A 17,781-nucleotide genomic window follows, 5' to 3' on the forward strand; every position below is an offset into this window, starting at 1 on the left:
ATATTTTCCGATGGGTGGGGTGAATGACATCCTACGCTGGCCTGATCCTGCATAAGTTTACCCAGACCAAGCATAAAAGCCGTGTTTGCTGAAACCGTTGTAGCCGCTTGGTCCGCACCGGGAAACATCATCTTTCTGAATAAGATCCGAGGCATGTGCGATCCTGCCAAGGCCATCACCTTCGGGCAGTTTGCCCCCCGGAGCGTGGCACGCCCTAGAACCACCCGCCTTGGTCGAGCAGCCAGCCCACAGGGGGAGAGGTCATGTGGAAAACCTCGACAGTCGGCAGCAGAATCGGCGTCTCAACGCCGAAAATCGTCTACAGCTTGACAGATGCGCAGAGCACCGTCGAACCTGACGGTTCTATCAGTCGCCACGCCGATTAAGCAGCCGGGCCTTTGTCCGTGCTGACCATGCGGGAAGCAAAATTCCGAAGGATATCTATGAACGTCCATACCAGCGTCCAGGTGCACGATTACCTTAAAGATCGCATTTGGGAGATTGCCAACCGGCTTCGTGGCCCCTACCGCCCCCCGCAGTACCGGCTGGTCATGCTGCCCTTGGTTGTTCTGCGCAGGCTTGATTGCGTTCTGGAGCCGACCAAGGATGCTGTACTGAAGCAGTACGAAAAACTTGTCGCCCAAAATATGCCAGCAAGCGCGATGGACCGGCTGCTAGGTCGTGCCGCCGACCCAGAGCGGAAGCACCCACTCTACAATACCAGCCCTTTTACCTTCCAGCGACTGCTCGGTGACTCAGAGAATATAGCCGCCAACCTCGTTTCCTACATCAACGGCTTTTCCCCTACTGCTCGCAGCATCTTCGAGCGCTTCAAGTTCAACGACCAGATCGAAAAGCTGGATGCTAGCAACCGGCTTTTCACTATCGTTAAGGCGATGGCTGATGTCGATTTGCACCCCAACCGCATCGACAACCTCCAGATGGGTTATCTGTTCGAGCATCTCGTGATGCGCTTCAACGAGCAGGCCAATGAGGAGGCTGGCGACCACTTTACCCCGCGCGAAGTTATTCGGCTGATGGCTAACCTGATCTACACTGGCGAGCAGGACGTCTACACGCCGGGCATTTACCGTACAATTTATGATCCGACGTGCGGCACAGGCGGGATGCTGTCGGAGTCTGAAAAGTTCATCCTCGACCAGAACAGTCAGGCTAACCTTGCCCTTTTCGGACAGGAGTATAACGACGAATCTTGGGCCATCTGCTGCTCGGACATGCTCATCAAGGACGAAGATACCAGCAGCATCGTTCTTGGCGATACACTAGGCGACGGCAAAACAGGCGACGGGTTTGAGGGAAGGCGCTTTCACTACCTGCTCGCTAACCCACCTTTTGGTGTGGAGTGGAAAGACCAGAAAACGGCCATTGAGAAGGAGCACAATGTGCTCGGTTTCTCGGGACGTTTTGGTGCCGGGCTACCCGCGATCAACGATGGGTCCCTACTATTTCTTCAGCACATGATAGCGAAGATGCACTCTTACAAGGAGGGGGACGATGATGCGGTTGGATCCAAAATCGCTATAGTCTTCAATGGCTCCTCATTATTCTCGGGCGACGCAGGATCCGGGCCGTCAAACATCCGCCGCTGGGTTATTGAGAACGACTGGCTTGATGCAATCGTAGCTCTGCCCGACCAGCTTTTTTATAATACTGGCATTTTCACCTATGTGTGGCTTGTTACCAACCGCAAGTCACCCGAGCGACGCGGCAAAGTGCAATTGATTGATGGCACCCGCTTCTTCCAACGGATGACTAAGAGCCTCAACAACAAGCGAAATCAAATCACTGAAGATCAAATTCGCCACCTCACCCGCATCTACGGCAACTTCCGCGACGGAGAGACGGCAGTGGTGCGTATCGACGGTGGGACTGAGGAGCGCGTCGTGTCGCGCATCTTCGAGAACCGGGAGTTCGGCTTCCTTAAAGTGACAGTCGAGCGCCCGCTCCGAATGAATTTTGAAGCGACGGCGGAGCGCATTGCCAGGTTGGACGATGAAACTGCATTTAGCAATCTCGCCATATCCAAGAAGCGAAAGGATGATGCAGAAGCGGCACGCGAGATCGAAGAGGGCCGTACGCTTCAAGAGATCGTTCGAGCGACACTCGCTACACTTGAAAGCAACGGGCGGTACATGGACCGCGCGGCATTCGAGGCTGACCTTATACAAGCGGCTAAACGTGCAGGTGTGAAAATCGCCGCTCCGTTGAAGAAGGCGATCTTTGCAGCTCTCGGTGAGCGGGACCCCGCCGCTGAAATCTGCTGTGATGGACAGGGCAGGCCAGAACCGGACAGCGAACTGCGTGACGCCGAGAACATTCCGCTACCTAACGGCACTACCCTGCCCTTGCCCATGCAGTTCGGGCCAGACAAGCCTAACGATAATCTTGTTAGGACATTTCGCAAGGTGATTGATGACTATATTGCCCGCGAAGTGCTGCCACATGTGCCTGATGCTTGGGTGGACTATGAAAAGACCAAAGTAGGCTACGAGGTTCCAATCAACAGACACTTCTACGTCTACAAGTCACTGCGCCCGCTGAATACGATTGAGACGGACATCACTGCATTAGAGGGACAAATTGCAGGATTGTTGAAGGGGTTAGTTCTATGATCTTTCCACCTGAAAAACAGGCACAAAGACTGAAGTGGGCCTTTGAAAGTTGCAAGAATGGGGCGTGGGGTACTGAACCGGACGGTGATCATGATGTTGTTTGCATCCGCGCAGCCGATTTCGATGGACAACTTGGCAGACTGAATAACGGCGATCGCACGTTGCGTGCTATAGACCGAGATACGTTCAAAAAAATAGAACTTCGTCCCGGAGATCTGGTTCTTGAGAAGTCTGGCGGTGGTGAGAAGCAGCTTGTTGGCCGAACCATCTTGTTTGATGGGACAACACCAAGCGTCTGCTCGAATTTTCTTGCCCGTTGCAGACCATCGAGAGGAGTAGAACCTGCCTTCCTCAATTACTTAATGCTTGCAATTTATTACGCGCGGGGAACCTTCCCCCACATCAAGCAAAGTACCGGCATTCAGAACCTCGATCTTCCGAGTTTATTGAATACACGCGTGTCCATTCCATCTCTTGAGGCGCAGCGCACGATTGCACAGTTTCTGAATGAGAAGACCACGACCATAAACAGACTAATTGAGAAGAAGCGCGCCCTTCTCGAACGGCTTGCCGAAAGGCGTCAGACTATCATTACCTGCGCTGTTACGAAGGGTTTAAACGTTGCGACGCCCTTGAAGGCTTCCGGCGTCACTTGGCTCGGAGACATTCCGGCACATTGGGTCGTATCAGCTCTAGGTTACAGATACGAGGTGCAGTTGGGCCGAATGCTCAATGCGGAACGGGCCTATGGCGACCATTTGAAACCCTATCTCCGCGTGTACGACGTTCAATGGGGCAGAATCAATGTTGATGATCTACCCCTGATGGACTACCCGCCATCCGCACAGGAACGCTACCGTCTTCGGCCTGGGGACCTGCTTGTGAACGAAGGCGGAAGCTACGTTGGAAGATCAGCGATTTGGAGAGGGGAGCTTGAGGAGTGCTACTATCAGAAGGCGTTACATAGATTGAGACCCCTCAATCCCCAGCTCGATACCGCTGAATTTTTATACTTCGTGATGGAAATGGCTACAAAGAACGATGTATTCATTGCGGGAGGTAATCAAACAACGATTGATCATCTAACAGCTGAACAGCTTCGGCACTATCGCTTTGCCTTTCCACCTTTAGAAGAGCAGAACCAAATTGTGGCTGCGCTGAGCACTTCCTTGAGGCAGAACGAGGAATTGAGAGAAAAAATCAGTCTTTCGATTGAACGCCTTGAGGAATATCGTGCTGCCCTGATAACTTCGGCAGTCACAGGAGACATTGCAGGGCTACAGTGATGACATATGCAAGTATATTCATGGTGTTGAGATGAACGGCCAAACTTTAGCACGTTTGCACAGTGGCTCAGTGCAGGAGCTCTAATCAATGTCTGGCCACACTGAACGCGCTTTCGAGACGGCGATCGAGACTGGATTGATCAGCACAGGTGGTTATGAAAAGCGTCAACCTAAAGCGTATAGTGAGGCATATGCGCTCTTCCCTGACGATGTGACGTGTTTCCTTAAATCCAGTCAGGTCACAAAGTGGAGCCAGTTGGAAGCGCTGCTTGGGGCTAAGACTGAGGCAACGGTGCTCGACAGCCTTGCCAAAGAACTCGACCTAAAGGGAACCCTCCACGTCCTGCGACACGGCTTCAAGTGCTACGGCAAAACCTTTCGCCTCGCCTATTTCCGCCCGAACTCCGGTCTAAACCCTGAAGCCGCTGAGGCTTACACGAAAAATCGGCTCACTATTACCCGGCAGGTGGCCTTCACCTCTGTGATGAAGAAGGCGGACGGCAAAAACCGCCGCTGCATCATCGACGTGACCTTGGCCGTGAATGGGCTGCCTGTGGCTACGGCGGAACTCAAAAACCCGCTGACGGGCCAGCGCGCCAGCGACGCGATTCGGCAGTACATAGACGAGCGCGATGAGCGCGACGTGCTGTTCGCCTTCAGAAAGCGCGCGCTCGTGCACTTCGCCGTTGACCCCGACGAGGTGTGGATGACCACACGGCTGAAAGGCAAGGAAACGGTGTTCCTCCCCTTCAACCGAGGCCATAACCACGGTGCGGGCAACCCGCCGGTCGAAGGGAATTGGAAGACGCATTACCTGTGGGACGAGGTGCTTCAGGCCGACAGCCTGTTGGACATCCTGCAGCGCTTCATGCACCTCGAAGTCAAGGAGCGGCAGGTCAAAACCGACAAGGGTGTGCGCACCATCCGCAAGGAGACCATGGTCTTCCCGCGCTACCACCAGCTTGATAGCGTGCGCAACCTCGTCGCCCACGCGAGAGTGCACGGAGCGGGACGAAACTACCTGATTCAGCACTCGGCGGGATCCGGCAAGTCCAACTCCATCGCCTGGCTGGCCCACCGCTTGGCAAGCCTCCACGATGCCGATGACGTGAAAGTCTTTCACTCGGTGGTCGTCGTCACCGACCGGCGGGTGCTCGATCAGCAACTGCAAAACACCATCTACCAGTTCGAGCACAAGACGGGCGTGGTCGAAAAGATCGACGAGGATACCCAGCAACTGGTGCGCGCCCTGTCACAGGGCACGCCCATCGTCATCACCACGATCCAAAAATTCCCCTTCATCTCGCAAGCGCTGTCCACGTTAGAGAACAAGGGCACAGGGGTGAAGATCGACACCGCGGGCAAGCGCTTTGCGGTGATCGTGGACGAGGCGCATTCCTCGCAGAGCGGCGAGACGGCAACCGCCCTGAGGGGAATGTTGAACAAGGATGGGATTGAGGCAGCAATTGCGGCGCAACTGTCGGAGGAAGAGGACAGCGATCTGTCAGACGACGCCAAGGCCGCACTGTTGCGTGATGCCCTGAAGCGTGCGCGTCAGCCCAACCTCAGCTTTTTCGCCTTCACGGCCACGCCTAAGTTCAAGACCAAGATCCTGTTTGACGAGCCGGGGCCGTCCGGCACATCGCCGTTTCACGAGTACACCATGCGACAGGCCATCGACGAGGGCTTCATCATGGACGTCCTTCAGAACTACACGACCTACAAGCGTTTCTATGGCCTGGTGAAGCAGGTCGAGAATGACCCCGAGGTGCCGCGCAAGCAGGCCGCGAAGGCACTGACACGCTATCTCGAACTGCACCCCGTCAACATCGAGCAGGTGGTGTCGGTCATCGTTGAACACTTCCGCCTCTACGTCATGCATGAGTTGGGTGGTCGCGCCAAGGCGATGGTCGTCACCGGCTCGCGGCTGGCGGCGGTCAAGTACAAGTTGGCCTTTGACCGCTACATCAAACAGCACGGCTACTCGGGCATTCGCTCGCTGGTGGCCTTCTCGGGCACGGTGGAGGACCCGGAGGATCCCGACTCGTCCTTCACCGAGGTGTCGATGAACGACGGGCTGGCCGAAAGCGAACTGCCCGAGGCGTTTGAGCGTGACGACTACCGGGTGCTCCTCGTCGCCGAAAAGTACCAAACCGGCTTCGATCAGCCGCTGTTGCAGACCATGTATGTGGTCAAGCGGCTGGCGGGGGTGCAGGCGGTACAAACCCTGTCCCGCCTCAACCGCATGGCTCCAGGCAAGACGCGAACCTTTGTGCTCGATTTCGTCAACGACGAGGATGATATCTACAAGGCGTTCAAGCCTTATTACGAGGCGACCCCCGTTGGCGAGAACGCGGATCCACACCGCCTCTCCGAGTTGCAGCACAAGCTGCTGCAATGGGCCATTTTCGCGCCCGCTGACGTGAATGCCTTCGCCGAGGTTTGGTATCGGCCCAAGCGCGACCACTCGGCAACCGACCACCGGCTGATGAATGCGGCGCTCGATGCCGTCGTGGCGCGATTCCTAGAGAAGGAGGAACTCGAACAGGACGAGTTCCGGGGCCAACTCACTGCTTATCGTAATCTGTATGCCTTCCTGTCGCAGATCATTCCCTACCAGGACAGCGAACTGGAAAAGCTGTACGCCTTTGTGCGCAACCTGATCGCAAAGCTGCCCCCCCCGGGCGAGGGCAAAGCCTTTGCACTCGACGACGAGGTGGCGCTCCGGTACTTCCGCCTGCAGCAGATGACGGAAGGGTCCATTGACCTGTCGGCGGGTGAGGCCGACCCACTCAAGGGTCCGACGGATGTGGGCACCGCCCGTACGCCCGACGATGAGGTGAACCTGTCCAGCCTGATCGACAAACTCAACGAGCGCTTCGGTACGGACTTCACTGAAGCCGATCAGCTGTTTTTCGATCAGATCCGGGCGAGCGCCGTGGAGGACGAACAGATTGTTGAGGCCGCGCGGGCCAACAACCTCGCCAATTTTTCCTCCTATCTCGAACGGATGCTCGACGAGTTGTTCATCGACCGCATGGAAGGCAACGAGGAGATCTTCTCCAGGGTGATGACCGACAAGGACTTCAGGGCCGCGGCGCACGGCCACTTGGCGCGGGAGATTTTCGACCGCGTGCGGGACCAGGAACGAGCACGAGGAGGCAGTGCGCCTACAGGCGCTAAGTAGGGGTCGGCGAGTAGGCGCGGTTCAGCTCCGGCAGGCGGCCCTCATGTTGCATATGAATATTCATCCACGTGCGCTCGACTTTGTTCGTCTCCGCCGTCTCTATCCAGAAAAACAGGATGGCCCTTCCCTTGGGACTGGGACTGGTTTTCCGCGGATCGTCCAAGTGATCGTTCATCCGACGGCGCAGGTTTGTTGCCAGCCCGATGTACAGCACCGTCTCGTCGAACGTCGTGAGGGCATAGCACCCTGATCCGTCCGGGACGAACTTCAAGCGGTGCCTCCGAAACGACTCCTTCCGGGTGGGCCGGGGATCGAACGCGGACACTTTCATATTTGGATGGCGGTGCTCATCGACGACTTGTGCAGCGCCTTTGACATTTCCTGAACGGCGATCCCGATTGCGCCGGAGTTGAGGTGACCGGCCTTGCCGCCTTTGACCCACCAGTCAGGGTGACCTAACCCGGCGTACTCACCCTCGACATTCTCGAACGATGCTTCGAGGAGATCATGCATCGCCTGTACGGTAAAGTTTCCACGCTCCTGAAGCTTCATAAAAAATGGGATCGAAAACCGGCAAAACAGCTCCACGCCAATATATTTATAAAGCGCAGAAGCATCCCCGTCGTCGAGAATGGTCGCTATTGCCTTCCAATAGTTCAAGAAGATCTTCTTCTCTTTGTCGAAATCGCTAAAGGCGATGATCGGGTTGTTCGCTGTCAAGATATACCGGACGACAAGCTTCACAAAGGATCTCTGATTGATCGTCGCCCCTTCGGTATCGCTGTTCGCCATCAGGATCTTGCCCTTCCAGGGCGACCCCTCGGTCTCGTTGAGGTAGTCAATGTATTTGACGGCCTTATCGACCTCTCCCTTTTGAACAGTGTTCAAAATCCACTTCGGAAGGCTGGGCATATCCTCAACATCCAACGCCTCCGTCAGCCGCGAGGTAATTCGTTGCTCGACCGATTTATCGACGCTCTTCTGCGTCGTGTTGACGATGAGGAAGTGGCACATCTGATGAATCTGCGGCAGGTTCACCGCAATGTTCACAGGCACTTCAAAGTCGAGCACACGCGGATCCTTGTGCGCGGCCATCTTGAGACCCTCAAGGCGATGCTGTCCGTCAACGACACTGAAGGGGCCAACGTCGGCCGTGTCGATGTGGATCGAATTAGTGCTTTCATCGAACGGGATAGACTTTGACGTGGCGAGAAACACCGACGTCGGCAGGAAGGCGTCCTGACTGTCCTGTCCCTTCACGATGTACTCTGCCAGCTTCTTGGCGCGCGCTGTGTTGAGAAGGCGCTGGTAGCCCTTATCCTCGCCATTGGAGGGATCTAAGGTTTCGACGCTGTAGAACTTGTCAGCGACCAAATCCCCGACTTTCATGGATGTTGTAAACAACATCAGTGCGCCTTGCCGCACACGGGCTGCGGGAATCGTAATTTTTGCCATTGAACGCCCCCTTAGAGCGAACCGCCTTTGAGGCAGACGCGTTTCCTTGTTCCCCAAGGTACAAACTTCTGCACAACACTGTCTAGATCCACGTCGCGAACTTGAAGGATGGGCGAGCAGGCTCTCATGGCTTAATTCAAATGAGGAGCGGCGGCGGTCGGCTTGCTCTTCAGCCGCCCGCCAACGGAGCGCAGGACATTAAAGTCCCGATGCTTGCCGCGACTGCGATACAGCATCGACCGTGCAGTCCTTGTAAACGATTGATGTTATTGGCGATTTTCGGGACAACCAGCACATCGCCGAAACCTTGAAGCACCTAACTAATTGATATGTCTCGCTAATCGCCCCAACTTTTCTGAGCAAAACTGCACAAAACTTATCTCGCGGTCGCCTGATACCCGCGTTATTGTTGCTTCCCTCGCCATTGCAGCACCAATGGAGACAGTCGGATGACGAACCCGGCGTTGCTCTCGACCCTCTTGCCTGCGCTTTCACCCTGTCCGCATTTGAGCGACGGCTGCAGGGGGACCGTGCAATGGCGTCCTGAGTCTGGTTTCATTCCACGGGGATTTGCTGGTGCGACCGGAACGCTCCAAGCGGTCCACCTCGTTCTGGTCAGCGCGGAACCGGGCGATCCCGCCGATGGGGAGACCTATCACGGAGGGCCTCAGCAGATCGCTCACGATCACCTGCGTCTGTTCGAGAGCGCACTTGCAGGCGACACCCTTCGCCGAGGCGGGCGCACGACCCCGTACCACCGCAACCTCCGGCATATTCTAACGCTCTGTTGGCCGCATTTAACCCTTGCAGAACAGCTGGAACGAACGTGGATCACGAATGCGGTTCTGTGCTCCGCACCAAAGTCGGGTGTGGCCCTACCCAAGGCCGTCGAAGTTGCGTGCACCCACACCTACCTCCATCCACAGCTGCAACTTCTCTCGAACGCTTTCGTGATAGCACTTGGGCGCAAGGCCGAACGTCGCTTGCAGCACATTGGGGTCCGCATAGACGCGAGTGCCCAACATCCAAGCGCCCGCCCGAACACGCAACCCGTGGCAACCTGGCAGGCTGCCGCGCGCGCGTTTCAAGCGTGGATCGACCGCAGATAGAGTCGGAAACGGGAACCCAGGAGATTTCATGTCCGTCAGCGCCGCGTTTGCCCACTTCCACGCCTCCCCTGCTAGCCGACAGAGTTGGTCAGCGTTGAGCCGGGACCGAAAGACGGTGGTGGTGACGATGTGGGAAGACCTGATCATCAACGGGGTCTATGATGTGTTTGCACATGTCGATCTTCCACGGTGGCGCGACACCCTAGGCAACCGCGAGCGCATCGCCAACCTGAAATTCGTTCGCGACAACTGCAACGGCCTCTTCAAGGTCGTCCGGCTTGTGGCGCAAGACCCAACCCGCTATCCGCGCAGCGTCCTGTACGCGACACCGGATCAGCGAACGTGGATCCTGACGAGCCTTGATGAACAGACTGGTCAGTTTCGGGCCGAGGCAACAGGGCCTTGATGCCGTTCAGGAGACAGCCCTCAGCCAGGTGCGTCCGGCGCACTTGCGGTGCCGTGCCTCGAGACCGGCGCGGGGTGCGCCGCTCCTCATCAGAACGAGGGTCAAGCGCAAGTGGCTCTCTCGTATAAATACATGTCAGCAGTCGATTCGTTTATCTGGAATCCGCTAAGTCTATATCCCTGGTGACATAAGCTTATATCGTCATCATGTGCCCAAGGTCCGGGCGTACCAAAAATCTAGACCTGCCATGGCCTGATATTTACTCGTCTCGTTTGTGTATGATCAGATTCAGGTGGATCGCATCCTTGTTTAAATCTATAGAGTTCTGTTCTTAGCCCGTTTGAAAGCGAAACAGCCTTAAGGATACTTCAGCACGGACAGTCTCGGAAACCGTAGATGTAGGCAGGTGGATCGGACCCAATGCCGTGCGCCGCGTGTCTCCATGGCTCCCCCCATAACTGCCCCCAAAATGCGCCTATTATTCCCCCAAAAATCGAACCAAATTAGCCGGAGCTTTTGTCGTCGGGATCGTTCAGGGTGGTCACATCAACAGAGGACGACGCCGATGACGCGAATTTTGATCAGTGACCATGCCGAGACCCGCGCTGCTCAGCGGGGTGCATCGGAAGAGTGCATTGCGCTTGTGCTTGCCCACGGGGACATCGAGTATCCAGCCGCCTGTGGCCGTCGGATCGTACGCCTGTCGCACCAAAAGGCAGGGGAACTCCTCACCGACGACGTACCATTCCGTGTGGTCGATCACGCCCGAAGCATAGCGCTTGTGGTCGGCGCTGCCGATCAGGTCATTACCGTACTCCGCTGCGACCCAACCGCCCCCCGGCGCAAGTTAGACTCACGCTGCCGCCGCCGTAGCAACCGCCGCTGACTGGGAGAACCCTGATGGCCCGCGACAACATCATTGATGCCCGCCGCCGTTTTCCGAACCCCGATGTTCAGGGGACAGACGGAACTAACGCCGCAGAATTTGCGGCAAACCGGCGGGATAGCCTGCAGCTGACCCGAGCACGTCTCGATGAGGCCGACCGGATTGCCGACGACCTGCGCTCCCGCCCACGGGTGCCGGTGGTCGATCGCCCGCGCTTGGCCCGCAATCTCGGTCGGATGGTGGAGGCTGCAGGGGAAAGTCAGATCCTCGCCCATATCAACAGCCTGTTCGAGGCAACGTTCGGGGCGGAGGGGGCCGTCAACGCTCTCAAGAAGCGCAAGCGCTACCTCAGGCTTTCAAGCGAGGCACTGCCTCCAGCGGACCTGCCTGGGGAGTACCACGCGGGCGGGGCCGACTTTGTTCAACTCGCAAGGCAATGGGCTGATCTGAAACCATCAGCCCATCTCCCCCACGTCGACGCCCGGCGGCAAGCTGTCCTGAACCTGGTCGAAGGCACCACCTTCGACACGCGGGCACGTGCGGCCCTGCGGCGCTCGGAAACGGGTCGCCGGGAGTTCATCGAGCGCATGGGCGATGTGCTCACCACCATTGAGGCGGCGGTGGACCTTGACCAATACTTCGATGCGGCCTGTAGCCTGCGGCTGACGGCAACCGTCACCGAGGGAGATTACGCCGACGCTGGCGGCGGCTTCTTCCTTCAGAACAACACCGCATGGCACGACCTTCGCCTGCGGGAGCCGGACACCTTCGACACCCCCGACAGCGATGTTGTGGGGCCAAGCGGTGAGGACGGCGACAGGCATGGCAACACGCACTTCCTCGCGCCCAAAGTGCTGCTGGGTTTTATGCTCACGCCCATTGAGATGGAAGATCCCATTCCCTATCGGGTGGAACCAAGCCTCCACCTCGTGCATCACGATGATGCCCTTGTTGCAAGCCTATTGGTGAGGTTCGGGCCTGACGGCCTGACCATCTATGAAAGCGCAGTGGCGGAGTATCGGGAAAACATCGAGGCCCTGCCCGACTACGACTGGCTCGATATGGACGAGCACATGGATCACGAAGACGCCCGCCGCGCCTGCGACTTGCGGCTTCGACAGCGCCTTCAGGCCGAACTGCACCTCCCCGAAACGCCTCCCGAACTGCACGACGTGGAGGTTGAGAGAATTCGCAAAGCCCTTGTGACTCAGCATGGGCCGCAGGCAGCCCGCCTCATTGACGATGCGTCATCGGGTTCATCCGATGATTGGTGGGCGCTTTGGCACTCCCTCAGCAGCGACGAGGTCCGCCCCGTCGTCTGGGTTGCCCATGCCGTCATGCTCTCCATTTACCGGGAACGCGCGACAGGACGACCGCGCCTTGCATTGACGGTCTCCCCCGATGAGTCCCGCCTGGAGCACACCATGGTTCTCACCCATCTCCCGCGCCGATCAGCGGGTCGGAGTCTCAGGCTTGGCACCATTGACGACAGTCAGGTCAGCTACATCGAAAGCCCTGTGGGTGACGGGTACTTAGTTTGGGGGGATGAGTTCGACTTGCGCTTGAACGCCAAGTTCGACTTCGCCAAGGTGCTTCATCTCCTCCCGAGCAATGCCGCGCTCGAACTCGCCTTCCTGCCCCTGGGCCGTCCGTCAGAGGGTGTGGCAGAGGCGGTCTTCAAGCCGCTCTTTGATGATCGCCCATCAGCATTTTCGCCCGCGCCCATCAACACGCTGGCGGGTGCGATATTGCGCAACCTCGCCCATGCCCCTGCCGGGCAGCGCTTAGATGAACTCCTGTTAACGGATGTCCGCGCCAAAGCGGAAGCCATGAGAGCAGTCGTGGACCGTGAAGAGCAAAGCTATCGGAAGGGAATTGAGCGACTGATGAAATAGTTGAGGGCGGAATCTGACGAACAGATCCGCGCCAGGGCTGCTTTCATCCCCAAGGGTACGCTCCCGCTCCGTGTCCTTAGGCTTGGAGAGAAGGCAAAGCCAGTCCTCTGGTGCGGCAGTGGGGGCCAATACTCCCACCTACATGCCTGTCGGGGGTTGAGCATCAAGGCGGGCCAGCCACCGCTGGCCCGGGGAACCTGCCCCTCATTGAGGCATTTAGAACGTTATTCTAAGGAAGCCTTGGCACCACTGAGTCTCAGAGGACACCCGATGACGGAGCAGTTGTGTGACCGCATCAGGATTGATGTCGAATGGCATCCCTTGACCGAAACGCCGCTGAAAGGGATCCTTGACAGGATATCGAGCAAACCCTGCTTTGCTCCAACGACCTCTGCCAACTGGCGCGGATATACTGCAGACTGGGAAATCGTAGATCGTCAGTTGTTTCTGGTCCGGCTTAATGGGACCTTGGATCAAACCTTGGTCGGGTCGCTCACCCGAGAACAACAACGAGAACTTCAGGGTCTCCTCGGCTCTGACCGGCGTCCGATTTTCGCGGACTGGGTCTCAGGCACCCTCAGCTTTGGCAAAGGTAGGTGGCTCGAAGTAAGTGACAGCTATTGGGGCACCATGTCGGAGTTTACGGGGTTTATCGAAATTGCAGCCGGTGAGGTGACCCGCCAGTGGGAGGTCGACAATCGGGCTGCTCACAGCAAGCAGGAACATGACAAGGGTGTTCAGAAGCAGTCGCTGCTCGGCATCAACTATGACCTTGGCGAGAGCGACCTCCTTCAGGCTAGGGCGGCACTTGCCGACCCTGTTACCTGTGCCAGAGACTGGATTTCATCTGACGATTCACTCAGATTGACAGTGACGGCAATCAAACTGCGCATGGGATCAATCGCTCTCCGAAAGACTCGCCTTCGGAGAGCACTGTATGACCTGACCCGTGCGTTTTTCGTAAGCCAGGTCGTGGACCGAACAATCCTATCCACCTCCGATTGTGCGGCACGCCGGAGGTTTGATGTCGCGCTCAGGCACATTGAAGACGCGATGCTTGCGCACAGCATGGTTCGATCTTTCAGAGAAGAAGTCACCGGCCTAGGAGCAAGCCTCACTGAAACACTTCGTTTCGTACGCTTCCAGCTTAAATACCTCGAAGTGGCGGCAGAACTGACAACCGCCCTAAAGGTCCCTCAAACCGACGAGGAACGTCTTGAATGGGCCATTGCAGCCATAAAGGCTGCCGAGAGATACATCGAGGATGGAAATTTCTCGCTGCTCGGCGTGGCCCTTGAAGCTGTCGAATTCGCGGCAGGCGGGAACAACGCAGATGACTAGAGCATCGGGCAAAACGCGGATTCACGACGTTGCGCCCCTCCCCGCTGGGCCGCGGTGGGAACCAGGCGGGTCCGACAAATCGGCCAATGCTTTAGTACCGTTCGTGCAGGCAGCACCATACCCGAGTCGGAGCGCGAGGGCCGACGGACCCTCAGCATCGCTGCGCCAGCTACCATTATCGCCAAGGTTGAAAGGATTAGACTTATCACCGGGAAGAAATCTTCGACCAAGGCTTGCTCCACCTCCCTAAACGATGTTCAGCCGCGAGCATATATAGCCTTCGACGCAAGAATTCAGCAGCCCTGCACACAAGGCGCAATTACGACAGTTGGGGTAGATCGGCGTGGGCTATTCAGGGTTTGGTCTGCTGCTGAGCAGGGCTGGTGCGGTCCTGGCGTCTTGCCTGCAACTCACGCCACCCAAGGATGCGGGCCTGGACGGCCTCCCCCGTTACTCCATTCCACCACTCGCCGTCTACGTGCTGACATGGGAATGGAAGGATGTAGGTCCCAACATGATCTTCGGCCAGAACCTGCACCTGTAGGCCAGAGCCTGGATATCCGTCGGTCTTGAAATCCTTTAACCGGGCAGTTCGCGTCACCATGCACTCGCTCCGACCTACTCCAATGCGCCGCTGGATCCATGGAGCAACGCCACCGAAGAAGCTCTATAGGATCGGGGATGCCCGAGCAGCGAGAGGTTTCCTCATTTGACAGGAATACCTTCATTGCCCCAGGATGCCGAGCCTCCTCCAAGGGGATCCATGGCTCGCTTCCGGCGATCGGCTCACTACAGGACCAACGCGACCGGCACGACGTTTCCGGTGCGCGCACACGACGTCGTGCGCGACGAGTGGGTGTCGCCGTCACCGCGCCCTCGCAGGGTGCCCGGCCCGGCCTCCGCCTTCTCAGCGACCCACATCGACGAACCCGGCATTATTTATCCCAACGCCCGCTGCCCCGAGTGCCGGGAACGCTGCTACTTCTTCAAGGCATCCAACGGCGGGCGGGTCTTCTTCGACACGCTCTGGCCTGACTGGAACAAGCATCCCTGCACCATCTCCGAGAGGATGCCCGTCATGGACGCCGCTCCCGTTGGAGAGGAGGCCGAGGCCGCTGGGACCGACGCCCTCGACATCGGGGCCTTCGCCAGGCCGGACGGGACCGTTATCGCTGTCACGGGCGGGGAGGATAACACCGAGTTTCTTTCCGGGGCGTTTGACTTCTCGCGCAAGTACTTCCCCTGCGCTTGGCTTGAGATGGACCGGGAGAGCGGTTCGGGGAAGCTGACCGTGCTCGACGCTGATCTGAAGCCCGTAGAGGTGAAGGTCAGGCGAAGGGGTGGGCCTGGTTCGCTGACCGACAGGATTCGGCGGGAACTCTCGACAGGGATGAAGCAGGCGCTGGCGCGGACCTGCCGCCGTATCGAGGGGCTGGACAGGAAGAGGTCCTTCGTGCGCACGGAACCCGGATGTGGAACGTTCGCCGTCGCAATGGTCGGCGAGAGCCGCGTCATCGTCATTCCCGTGCTCTGCGATCAAGTTCGCTGGGACTGGGGCGACTTCGACCCCATCGGCAAGTACATGGCGACGACCGCCCTCAGTATCGTGCACCTGCTGGACAGGACCATGCCTTCTGCCGATCCGCTTGCCGCGCAGGAGCACATCGTCTTCGCGTTTCATGACCCGTTCGGCTACGTCGCCGAGGGAATGGGGGACCAGCCTTACGTGGAGTCCGACGGGACGCTCGCGCCGAGCGCCTTCGACTACGACGAGGGTCGCAAGTTGGAAGAGAGATGGCTGGGGAACCTGCGCTGGATTGACCTCGCCGATGATAGCCTCATCGTGATCGAGCACGTGCCCGTGATTGTCGCGAAGGCGATCGCCATTGAGGATTCATTCTGCGACAAACATTGGCCGAACGATGTTGAGGGGCGCTGGCGGCAGATCGAAGCTCTGTTCTCGCGCCTTGGGCTGATCGCCCTCTTCCGTGTCGCGCACCAGATGCTTCAGCAAGCCGGATGGGCGTTCGAGCACGATACGTACGACCGCCAGAGCGCGACGTACCATCCGGCGGAATCCGGGACATCGGCCCGCGTTCTCTTCCACCGCTCGAACGCCACGGATGGCATCTGCTTCCTCATCGGCCCGGACGAGGACGACTCTGTGAGAGATAACCTGTTCCATGTTCGCGACGCAGCCGGGGTCGCTGACCTCGTCAGGCACCTCACGGGCGGCTGATCAGCAAGCCTGTCCGTTGCACAGCGTGCTGGCCCCTTGCGGTTCTCAGGCCCGCAGCAAAAACCAGGAGCCTTCTGTTTGCCCCGGGATTGGGTTGGGCTTTGCTAGGTTGGCTTGGTCGTGCGGCTGATCTGGTTGGCGGATCGGAGCCTATCCAGCCCGTATCGCGTTATTGGCCTTGAAACGCTCGCTACACAGTGTCGAGCGCCGCTTGGGTGTGATGGCTGGCGCAAAGCCTTGGCTGAATTGCGACGTCGGCTGGGGCGCACAAGGCCAAGCTTGGCTGACTTGTTGACAAGATACAACATTTCATGTAACATGACCTTGCCGGGCTGACGCCAAATCAAGCGGGGCTGTTTAGCTTAGCCGTTCAGCCTGGCAATTCGTATAGCGAAGCTTTGCGTACAACATGATCATTGGTCAGCATTCCGCCGACCGCAGACCGGGAGCCGTCAGGCTCCCTTAGCATTTGAGGAGCCACGCTCATGCGTTCTGCCACTCTCCTGTTCAGTTCCGACTGCTCACCCCTGACCCTTCCCGAGACGGGGCGCTCAGCCGCCCCTCCTCCGTATCGTCATATCGGAGGGAACTGCCTCGAGAGCTTAAGCTGGGTCTCTGTTGCTGCTGGCGTGCCGCCGCCGCGTTCACCACCCAAGCCTGCCCCGATGGATCCTTGATGCCGAAGCGCAGGCGCGCTTACCGGCAGGGCGATTTCGATGGGCTGTGCGGTGTCTATGCGATCGTGAACGCGCTTCGGTGTGTTCTCCATCTCCAGGATGAGCAGTGTCAGAGGTTATTTGCGAAGTTGATCAAGGCGCTGGAGAAGGACTGTGACCACCTTTACCAACCCGTTCTTCATGGGATGTACTTTGGCCAGTTGAAACGGCTTGTTGGTGCGGCAGGTCGGGGGCACATCCAGGGCCGAAACCTCACGTTCCACGTCCAGTCTCTGCGACTGAAACGCAACCAGCGAAGCCTGTCCTGCCTGTGGGATGCGTTGAATCGGCGGGTGGGTCACACCTGTGTGGCCATCATCGGCGTCAACGGGGCGACTGACCACTGGTGTGTGGTGTACCGTGTTACGCCGAGAACCCTCTGGCTCTTGGACTCGTCGGGACAAAGCCGGATCCACCGCTCCCGCTGCACAGTTCGACTCACCACCACTCGCTACTGTCTGGACAGCAATGAAATCTTGCTGATCGAGCGGCACCCTTGATGTGCGATCTTATGCGGCTGAACTCTCATGCGGACCAGCAAGGCTCCCCATCTTCTCCACTGGAGCCTTGCTGGTCCCGACTAGGTCAGCAGCCACGTGGCAGAACAGAGCGCCTGATCGGTTCTGCC

The 17,781-nt window shown here is 58.0% G+C and carries 12 protein-coding genes; 10 read left to right on the forward strand and 2 right to left on the reverse strand.

What is annotated here, in order from left to right; all coding sequences use genetic code 11:
• Window positions 1–443 precede the first annotated feature (443 nt).
• The 3 genes from IC232_RS13765 (at window position 444) to IC232_RS13775 (ending at window position 7,106) form a co-directional block, all read left to right on the forward strand.
• On the forward strand, window positions 444–2,633 hold the full coding sequence (locus tag IC232_RS13765; RefSeq protein WP_190845544.1) for a class I SAM-dependent DNA methyltransferase: 2,190 nt from the start codon (window positions 444–446) through the stop codon (window positions 2,631–2,633).
• A complete protein-coding gene (locus tag IC232_RS13770) occupies window positions 2,630–3,919 on the forward strand; it encodes a restriction endonuclease subunit S (protein WP_190845545.1) in 1,290 nt (429 codons plus the stop codon). The genes IC232_RS13765 and IC232_RS13770 overlap by 4 nt, the downstream gene beginning before the upstream one ends.
• A 292-nt stretch (window positions 3,920–4,211) precedes the next feature.
• On the forward strand, window positions 4,212–7,106 hold the full coding sequence (locus tag IC232_RS13775; protein WP_312895163.1) for a type I restriction endonuclease subunit R: 2,895 nt from the start codon (window positions 4,212–4,214) through the stop codon (window positions 7,104–7,106).
• Here IC232_RS13775 and IC232_RS13780 read toward each other — a convergent pair.
• Together IC232_RS13780 and IC232_RS13785 are read right to left on the reverse strand one after the other, a co-directional pair.
• The gene (locus IC232_RS13780; protein WP_190845547.1) at window positions 7,099–7,377 is read right to left on the reverse strand and encodes a GIY-YIG nuclease family protein; all 279 of its coding nucleotides are present in this window, start codon (window positions 7,375–7,377) and stop codon (window positions 7,099–7,101) included. The two genes, IC232_RS13775 and IC232_RS13780, sit on opposite strands and share 8 nt — an antisense overlap.
• A gap of 56 nt (window positions 7,378–7,433) precedes the next feature.
• Window positions 7,434–8,561, reverse strand: coding sequence for a DGQHR domain-containing protein (locus IC232_RS13785; protein ID WP_190845548.1), 1,128 nt, complete (start codon window positions 8,559–8,561; stop codon window positions 7,434–7,436).
• A 449-nt stretch (window positions 8,562–9,010) separates the two neighbouring features.
• Here IC232_RS13785 and IC232_RS33260 point away from each other — a divergent pair, with 449 nt between their 5' ends.
• The 7 genes from IC232_RS33260 to IC232_RS13820 all read left to right on the forward strand — a co-directional run bounded on the left by IC232_RS33260 (window position 9,011) and on the right by IC232_RS13820 (window position 17,653).
• Complete coding sequence (locus IC232_RS33260; protein ID WP_190845549.1) at window positions 9,011–9,670, forward strand: uracil-DNA glycosylase family protein; 660 nt, start codon at window positions 9,011–9,013, stop codon at window positions 9,668–9,670.
• A 28-nt stretch (window positions 9,671–9,698) separates the two neighbouring features.
• On the forward strand, window positions 9,699–10,076 hold the full coding sequence (locus tag IC232_RS13795) for a hypothetical protein (RefSeq protein ID WP_190845550.1): 378 nt from the start codon (window positions 9,699–9,701) through the stop codon (window positions 10,074–10,076).
• Window positions 10,077–10,641: 565 nt separating this feature from the next.
• Complete coding sequence (locus tag IC232_RS13800; protein ID WP_190845551.1) at window positions 10,642–10,962, forward strand: hypothetical protein; 321 nt, start codon at window positions 10,642–10,644, stop codon at window positions 10,960–10,962.
• 14 nt (window positions 10,963–10,976) lie between these two features.
• Window positions 10,977–12,857 carry a hypothetical protein gene (locus IC232_RS13805; RefSeq protein WP_190845552.1) on the forward strand — a complete coding sequence of 627 codons (1,881 nt, stop codon included), beginning with the start codon at window positions 10,977–10,979 and terminating at the stop codon, window positions 12,855–12,857.
• A gap of 270 nt (window positions 12,858–13,127) precedes the next feature.
• Window positions 13,128–14,198, forward strand: a complete 1,071-nt coding sequence (locus IC232_RS13810; RefSeq protein ID WP_190845553.1) for a hypothetical protein — start codon at window positions 13,128–13,130, stop codon at window positions 14,196–14,198.
• Window positions 14,199–14,961: 763 nt separating this feature from the next.
• Window positions 14,962–16,437, forward strand: coding sequence for a hypothetical protein (locus IC232_RS13815; RefSeq protein ID WP_190845554.1), 1,476 nt, complete (start codon window positions 14,962–14,964; stop codon window positions 16,435–16,437).
• A 676-nt stretch (window positions 16,438–17,113) separates the two neighbouring features.
• Window positions 17,114–17,653 carry a hypothetical protein gene (locus IC232_RS13820; protein ID WP_190845555.1) on the forward strand — a complete coding sequence of 180 codons (540 nt, stop codon included), beginning with the start codon at window positions 17,114–17,116 and terminating at the stop codon, window positions 17,651–17,653.
• The last annotated feature ends 128 nt before the right edge of the window (window positions 17,654–17,781 follow it).

This window comes from Microvirga sp. (assembly GCF_014699075.1).
Taxonomy (GTDB): domain Bacteria; phylum Pseudomonadota; class Alphaproteobacteria; order Rhizobiales; family Beijerinckiaceae; genus Microvirga.

Excerpts from the sequence above, each read along its gene's own strand:
- IC232_RS13770 (WP_190845545.1), top strand. The coding sequence starts at position 2,630 with ATGATCTTTCCACCTGAAAAACAGGCACAAAGACTGAAGTGGGCCTTT.
- IC232_RS13765 (WP_190845544.1), top strand. The coding sequence starts at position 444 with ATGAACGTCCATACCAGCGTCCAGGTGCACGATTACCTTAAAGATCGC.
- IC232_RS33260 (WP_190845549.1), top strand. The coding sequence starts at position 9,011 with ATGACGAACCCGGCGTTGCTCTCGACCCTCTTGCCTGCGCTTTCACCC.
- IC232_RS13820 (WP_190845555.1), top strand. The coding sequence starts at position 17,114 with ATGCCGAAGCGCAGGCGCGCTTACCGGCAGGGCGATTTCGATGGGCTG.
- IC232_RS13800 (WP_190845551.1), top strand. The coding sequence starts at position 10,642 with ATGACGCGAATTTTGATCAGTGACCATGCCGAGACCCGCGCTGCTCAG.
- IC232_RS13785 (WP_190845548.1), bottom strand. The coding sequence starts at position 8,561 with ATGGCAAAAATTACGATTCCCGCAGCCCGTGTGCGGCAAGGCGCACTG.
- IC232_RS13815 (WP_190845554.1), top strand. The coding sequence starts at position 14,962 with ATGGCTCGCTTCCGGCGATCGGCTCACTACAGGACCAACGCGACCGGC.
- IC232_RS13795 (WP_190845550.1), top strand. The coding sequence starts at position 9,699 with ATGTCCGTCAGCGCCGCGTTTGCCCACTTCCACGCCTCCCCTGCTAGC.
- IC232_RS13810 (WP_190845553.1), top strand. The coding sequence starts at position 13,128 with ATGACGGAGCAGTTGTGTGACCGCATCAGGATTGATGTCGAATGGCAT.
- IC232_RS13805 (WP_190845552.1), top strand. The coding sequence starts at position 10,977 with ATGGCCCGCGACAACATCATTGATGCCCGCCGCCGTTTTCCGAACCCC.